This window comes from Microbacterium sp. (assembly GCF_047607225.1).
In the GTDB taxonomy this organism is placed as follows: domain Bacteria; phylum Actinomycetota; class Actinomycetes; order Actinomycetales; family Microbacteriaceae; genus Microbacterium.
In genome coordinates, this window is sequence record NZ_JASGDO010000023.1 from 1 (window position 1) to 6,665 (window position 6,665).

Consider the following 6,665-nt stretch of genomic DNA (forward strand, 5'->3'; position numbering starts at 1 on the left):
CTCAGCCAATCGCGCGTTACGGTGAACCAAGAGGAGGCCTCCCTTCGAGAGCGACTTAGACACCACTCAGAATGGAGGCCTTCTCCCTATCGGACGATCACCAACGTGCTGACCCGGTACACCTAGCCCGCCACCCCGCCCCGACCCGCCCGACTCAGCCGCGTCGGGGTGGCCGGGAGGGGATGCGGAGGGGTTTGGTGGCCCGGTCGGCGGTGGCGCGCACGTGCGGTCGGGGCACGTCGCGCCTGGCGTCACCGACCGACCGGAAGGAGCCGGCGTTCATGACGCCGTTCCTAGGCCCCCTTACGGACCCGGGTGGTGGTCTGCTCGACCTTCGCGCGCTTCACCTCACGCTTGTCTTTGAGAGACAGCTTCGGTTGCTTCTTTTCGGAACGTGCCATGACGGTACTCGCTTCCCTGTAGTAGCTGGCGGGTATCCGGCCGACCATAGCCCAGTCCCGGAGGGAAGTCACTTCCGCGCCGCCACCCCTCCGACCCCGGGCGGCAAGCCTCGCCCAACGGCTTAAGCGGCGACCGCGGCTGCGTGGAGGCGTACGTCGGAGCCGACGCGATCCTCGAGTCGTGGCGCGCCGCCGGGGGCCGATTCGACGGCAGTGGATGGACGGCGCTCGGCAGCATGGTCAACCTCCTCAATCCGCAGCGGATCGTCGTCGGCGGCTGGGTGGGCCTCCGGCTCATGGAGAGTCGCGCCGACGCGGTCCTCGCCGCCACTCGCGCGCGCAGCCTCGACCGATTCGCGGGGCAGTTCGACCTCCTCCCGGCGACCTTCGGCGGCGACACCGTCGCGCTGGGCTCGGCTCTCCTCCCGATCGAGCAGCTCATCGCGCAGGGTCGGGGAACCGAGCTCGGCGCCGCGCATCGCTGAGCTCTCCGGGGGCGCGCTGGTCTCCGGGCCCTGCACGCGGGGGCGGAGTAGGCTGGTCGGCATGAGTCCCGTTCGTCACGCGCTGCCCTGTGGGCGTGAGGGGGTCGTCGGCGTCGTCATCGCCGACGGCAGAGGCGTCGCGGCACTCGTCCTTTCCGCCGGTTGATCCGGCGTCGCGTCGACGTCTGTCCGCGACCCCGCGCGATCCTTGCCGTCTTGTTGTCGGCGGCGCGCCTTCATCGATTCCGTCCGATGCGGCCTCCCTGTGAGCCGCCGTACCCGGACGACCCCTCCCGTCAGGAACCTTTCATGCGTCCCCTTACCGACAAGGCCATCCGCGCCTCCTTCATCAACGTGTCCGTCCGCGAGCGCAAGGCGCTCGTCGTCCCCACCGACCTCGCGCAGACCGAGTGGGAGCGCCGCGACTATTACGGCTGGCGCGACCACCGCAATCCGCTCCTCGGGTTCATCGTCGCCGTGATCGACGACGTGCCCGTAGGGCTCCAGTTGCGCCAAGCCGAGCAGCCGACGCGGACGCGTCCGCAGTGTTCTTGGTGCGCCGATGTGACGCTCCCGAACGACGTCGTGTTCTTCACGGCGCGGCGTGCGGGCAAGGCCGGTCGCGCGGGAGACGCCGTGGGAACCCTGCTGTGCGCGGGGTTCGAGTGCTCCCGCAACGTGCGGCGGCTGGATCCTCCCGCCTACCTCGGGCACGACGTCGCCGCCGCACGCGATCGCCGCATCGACATGCTCCGTACCCACGTCGACGCCTTTTTCCGCGACGTCCGCGACCGCGCCTGATCCGCCTCGTGTTCAGGGAGAGGCGGGCGGGGGTGGGGGGGTCAGCGACGGACGGGGTCGGTGTCGCCCGCGAGGAAGCGCTCGAGCTCGTCGCGGGTGGGGGCCGACTCCCAGTCGCCCGGAACGAGGCACGCCATCGCGCCGCACGCGTTCGCGCAACGGAGAGCCACCTCGAGAGTCTCGCCGGCCAGGTGCGCGCTGAGGAACCCGGCGACGAACGCATCGCCCGCGCCGACGGTGTCCAGCGGGGAGATCGGGAACGCCGGCGCGGTCACGGTGGCTTCCGCGAACGCCGTGGCTCCGCGCTCGCCGTCTTTCAGGACCACCAGGCAGTCGCGGGAACCGCGGATCCGCCCCGCGACCGCATCGACATCGTCACCCCCGGCGAGCAGGCGCAGCTCCTCCTCCCCGCCGAACACGAGCTGCGCACGCGTCGCGAGGGGACGGAACACGTCGGCCGCCTCGCGGGGAGACGCGAGCGCCGACCGGTAGTTGACGTCGAAGCTCACCGGCACACCAGCGGCCGCCGCCCGGTCGATCGCCGCGTGCACCGTCGCCTCCGCGCTCGCCGACAGCAAGGGCGTGATGCCGGTGACATGGAGGAGCGACGCCTCCTCCACCCACCCGGACGGAAGGTCCTCGGGGGTCAGCCGTGAGCCGGCGGACCCCCGCCGGTAGTACGTCACCGCGACGCCTGCCGCCGACGGCCGCTCCTTCAGCATCAGCCCGGTCGCCGCACCGGAGTCCACGACGACTCGGACGTCGACGCCCTCGGCACGGATCTCGCGCGCGACCCGGCGACCAAGGCCGTCATCGCCCACCCGGCCGAGCCAGGACGCGTCGACGCCGAGGCGCTGCAGCCCGATCGCGACGTTGCTCTCCGCACCCCCGACGCCGACGGCGAGGTGCGACGCGTGAGCGAGCGACCCGATCTCGGTCGCGCGCAGGAGTCCCATCGTCTCGCCGAGCGTCACCACCCGCGGCCGGGCCACCACCCGCGGCCCGCTCACGATGCCTCCGCACCCTCCCGCGCCGCCACCGCGACGAATGCGGCCGCCCGCTCCCGGAGCGCCCCCAGGTCTCCACCGCGGAAGGCATCGCCGAGGAGCGGCCCGCCTACACTCACGGCGAGGGCTCCCGCGGCGAGCCACTGCTCGGCGCCGCGGAGATCGACCCCGCCCGACGGCACGGCGACGAGGTCGGGGAACGGGCCCCGGAGATCGGCGAGGTAGGACGGGCCCACCTGGCCCGCCGGGAACACCTTCACCGCCGACGCGCCCGCCGACCACGACGAGAACAGCTCGGTCGGGGTGAGGCCGCCCGGCACGATCGGCACTCCCCCTGCCGTGGCCTGGGCGACGAGGGCTGCCGAGGTCACGGGCGTCACGACGTAGTCTGCGCCCACCTCGATCGCGCGCGCGAGCTGCGCAGAATCGGTGACCGTTCCGATGCCGAGGTCGATCTCGCCGCCGAACCGGTCGCGCAGGCGTGGGAAGGCCTCGAAGGTGCCCGGCGTCGTGAGTGTCAGCTCGACGCTGCGCACGCCGGCCGCCGCGAGAGCCTCGAGCACGGCGTCGTAATCGTCGGCGCGGGCCGCGCGAGCGACCACGATCAGCCGAGAGGCGACGGTGCGCTCGGGAAGAGCGAGGCGCGCGGCATCACCAGTCATGAACGGTCCCGTCGAGCAGGCGGTTCACCGGCAGGTAGGCCTTCGTGTACGCGTGGCCGGCAGCTGCCTCTTCGTCGAGCTCCACGCCGAGTCCCGGCTGGTCGCCGGGGTGGAGGAAGCCGCGGTCGAACGTGAACGAGGTCCGGAACACCTCGAGGGTCTCGGCGTTGTGGGGCATGTACTCCTGGATGCCGAAGTTGTGGATCGCGAGGTCCAGGTGGAGCGCGGCGGCCATGCCGACCGGCGAGATGTCGGTCGGGCCGTGGATGCCGGAGCGGATGCCGTAGACGGCCGCGAAGTCGAGCAGCTTCTTCATCGCGGTGATGCCGCCGGTGTGGGTGACGGCCGAGCGCACGTAGTCGATGAGGCGCTCGGTGATGAGCGTCTGGTAGTCGTACACGCTGTTGAAGATCTCGCCGATCGCGAGCGGAGTGGTCGAGTGCTGGCGCACGAGGCGGAGGGCCGCCTGGTCCTCGCCCGGGGTGCAGTCCTCGAGCCAGAAGAGGTCGTAGGGCTCGATGTCCTTCGCGAACCGGGCCGCCTCGATCGGCGACATGCGGTGGTGGCCGTCGTGAAGGATCCGCAGGCCCGTGCCGAAGTCCTCGCGGATGCGCGCGAAGACGCCGGGCATGTGCGACAGGTAGGTGCGCGTGTCCCAGTTCTCCTCGTGCGGACGCTCCGCGGCTCCGCCGTCGGCCGCGCGCTTGGCCGGCTCGTAGTCGTAGCGCACGCCCGGTCCCGACGAGGAGACACCGTAGATCTGGCCGAGGCCGGGCACTCCGGTCTGCACGCGGACGGCGGTGAAGCCGAGCTCTTCGTATCCCGTGATCGCGTTCGCGAGGGCCGCGTAGTCCGTGCCCGAGGCGTGCGCGTAGACACGCACCCCGTCACGGCTCGCGCCCCCGAGCAGCTGGTACAGGGGCATCCCGGCCTTCTTGGCCTTGATGTCCCACAGCGCCATGTCGACGGCGGCGATCGCGGCCATCGTCACGGGGCCGCGCCGCCAGTAGGCGCCGCGGTAGAGGTACTGCCAGGTGTCCTCGATCCGGTCCTCGTCGCGCCCGACCAGCATCGAGGCGAGGTGGTCGGACAGGTAGGAGGCGACGGCGAGCTCGCGTCCGTTGAGGGTCGCGTCGCCCCATCCGACGATCCCGTCGGAGGTCGTGATCTTGAGGGTCACGAAGTTCCGGCCCGGGCTGGTGATGTTGACGTCGACGAGATCGATGGTCATGTCTGTTCCTTGGGAAGGAGGCGCGGCCGTCGGTCTCGGACGGCCGCGCCTCGGGATGGGTGGGGAGGCAGCGGGCCCGCTTACATCGCGGGGCGCGGGTCGGTGAGGTCGCGTCCCGCCCACTCCGGTGCCCAGATCGCGGCCACGAGCGCGGAGGCGGTGAAGATCCCCATGAGGACCATGACCGGGATGATGCTCCCCGTGGTCGCAGCGACCCAGGCGGCCGCGACGATCGGAGCGATGCCGGTCGCGATGATCGCGGCGATCTCGCGCACCATCGCGGTCAGCGTGTAGCGGTTGCGCGCACCGAAGATCTCGGGGATCGACAGGTTCTCCATCGAGGCGAGGCCGAGCACGGAGATGTTGTGGATGAGCGCGTAGCCGACGAAGATCCAGCCGATCTCCTTCGTGTTGATCATCAGGAGCGTCGGAACGATCAGCAGCAGCGACAGCGACGTCATGACGATGTACATGCGGCGCCGGCCGAACTTGTCGCCGAGGAACCCGACGAGCGGGATCGTGAGGAAGCCGATCAACGACGAGACGATGACGACCTCGGGGCCCACTTCCTTCGACACGGCGAGGGTGATCGTGATGAACGAGATGAGGTAGGTCTGCACGAGACCCGAGTTTCCGGCCTGGCCGAAGCGCAGGAAGAAGGAGACGATGACGGCCTTGATGGGCTTGCGCTCCAACGACTCGAGCGTGCGGATGTCGCCTGTCTCGGTGGCGAGCTTGATCACCTCGGCGCGCGAGAGCGCCTTGCCGTCGACGACGTCGGTGCGCTCCTCGAAGACGGGGCTCTCTTTGAGGTTGAAGCGCACCCAGAGCGCGAACAGCATGATGACGGCGCTGCCGATGAACGGGATGCGCCAGCCCCACTCGATCACGTCGGCCTCGAGCATGACGGCGAGCAGAAGCGCCCAGATCGCCGAGGCGAAGAGGGTGCCGCAGTTGGTGCCGAGGGCCACGAGTGAAGCGACGATGCCGCGACGATTGGCGGGAGCGTACTCCGAGAGCATGACCCCGGCGCCGGAGATCTCCGCGCCCGCGCCGAAGCCCTGCGCCAGACGCAGCAGCACGAGGAGGATCGGCGCGATGATGCCCACCTGCTCGTAGGTGGGGAGGAAGCCGATGAGAGTCGTCGCCGCGCCCATCAGGAGGATCGTGTAGAAGAGCACCTTGCGGCGGCCGACGCGGTCGCCGATCCGGGCGAAGACGAACGCACCGACGGGGCGCGCGACGTAGCCGACGCCATAGGTCGCCATCGCGAGCACGACCGCCATGCCGGGGTCTTCGCCCGCGAAGAACAGCTGGCTGAAAACGAGGGCGGCCGCCAGCGAGTAGAGCTGGAAGTCCATGAACTCCAGCGCCGTGCCGAGCCAGCCCGAGACGGCGGCGCGGACGAGGTCGCCCATGGAGCGCTTGGCCGGAGGCGCGGACGCATCCACGCCGGGAGCGGAGGTGTTGCTCATCGAATTACTCCTTTGTAGTGATGTGCGCGGAGGTGAGTGCGCGGGGTTCGCGCCCGGGTCGTGCGCGAGGAACAGGCCGACGCTGACGTCAGGCCGGGTCGGTGGTCGGGGTGGGGGACGGGGCCAGGCTCAGAAGGACCTTCGCCGAGGCCGACGAGTCACGGGCGAGCTCGAAGGCGCGTACGGCGTCGGAGGCCGAGACGACATGGGAGACGACGGCGTCGAAGCTGTCGTCGTCCGCCAGCAGTGCGATGGCGTCGTCGATCTCCGTCGAGAAGCGGAAGGCGCCGCGGATGGTCAGCTCTTTGGCCAGCAGCGGAGCGAGGTTGACGCCGATCTCGGCGTTGGGGAGCATCCCCACCTGCACGAGGGTTCCGGCCCGCCGCGCGGCGCGAACACCCTGGGTGAGCGCGGCGCCGACGCCGGAGCATTCGAACACGACGTCGAACGACTCGGCGTCGAGGGTATCCGTGCCCACGAGCACCGTCTCGGTGGCCCCGAGTGCCCGCGCGCGCTCCAACGGCTCGGGGCGCACGTCGCTCGCCCCGACGGCGAGGGCGCCCGCCCGTGCGGCGGCGGCCGCGACGAGCAGGCCGATGGGGC

Annotated in this window: 7 protein-coding genes; 2 read left to right on the plus strand and 5 right to left on the minus strand. The window is 70.7% G+C overall.

Going from position 1 to position 6,665, the window contains the following annotated elements; translation table 11 throughout:
- The first annotated feature begins 544 nt into the window (after positions 1-544).
- A complete protein-coding gene (locus QM591_RS03840) occupies positions 545-886 on the plus strand; it encodes a hypothetical protein (protein WP_415129789.1) in 342 nt (113 codons plus the stop codon).
- 309 nt (positions 887-1,195) lie between these two features.
- Positions 1,196-1,687, plus strand: coding sequence for an FBP domain-containing protein (locus QM591_RS03845; protein ID WP_415129791.1), 492 nt, complete (start codon positions 1,196-1,198; stop codon positions 1,685-1,687).
- A gap of 41 nt (positions 1,688-1,728) precedes the next feature.
- Here the strand turns inward: QM591_RS03845 and QM591_RS03850 are convergent, their stop codons facing one another.
- The 5 genes from QM591_RS03850 to QM591_RS03870 form a co-directional block, all read right to left on the minus strand.
- Positions 1,729-2,697 (minus strand): sugar kinase, encoded by a 969-nt coding sequence (locus QM591_RS03850; RefSeq protein ID WP_415129793.1) that lies wholly within the window; start codon positions 2,695-2,697, stop codon positions 1,729-1,731.
- Entirely contained in the window at positions 2,694-3,356 is a 663-nt protein-coding gene (locus tag QM591_RS03855; RefSeq protein ID WP_415129795.1) for a bifunctional 4-hydroxy-2-oxoglutarate aldolase/2-dehydro-3-deoxy-phosphogluconate aldolase, read from the minus strand. The genes QM591_RS03850 and QM591_RS03855 overlap by 4 nt, the downstream gene beginning before the upstream one ends.
- A complete protein-coding gene (manD, locus tag QM591_RS03860; protein ID WP_415129797.1) occupies positions 3,346-4,587 on the minus strand; it encodes a D-mannonate dehydratase ManD in 1,242 nt (413 codons plus the stop codon). The genes QM591_RS03855 and manD overlap by 11 nt, the downstream gene beginning before the upstream one ends.
- Positions 4,588-4,667: 80 nt before the next feature.
- Complete coding sequence (locus QM591_RS03865; RefSeq protein ID WP_415129799.1) at positions 4,668-6,062, minus strand: MFS transporter; 1,395 nt, start codon at positions 6,060-6,062, stop codon at positions 4,668-4,670.
- 88 nt (positions 6,063-6,150) lie between these two features.
- Positions 6,151-6,665: zinc-binding dehydrogenase (locus QM591_RS03870; RefSeq protein WP_415129801.1), on the minus strand; the 515-nt coding region annotated here is incomplete at its 5' end.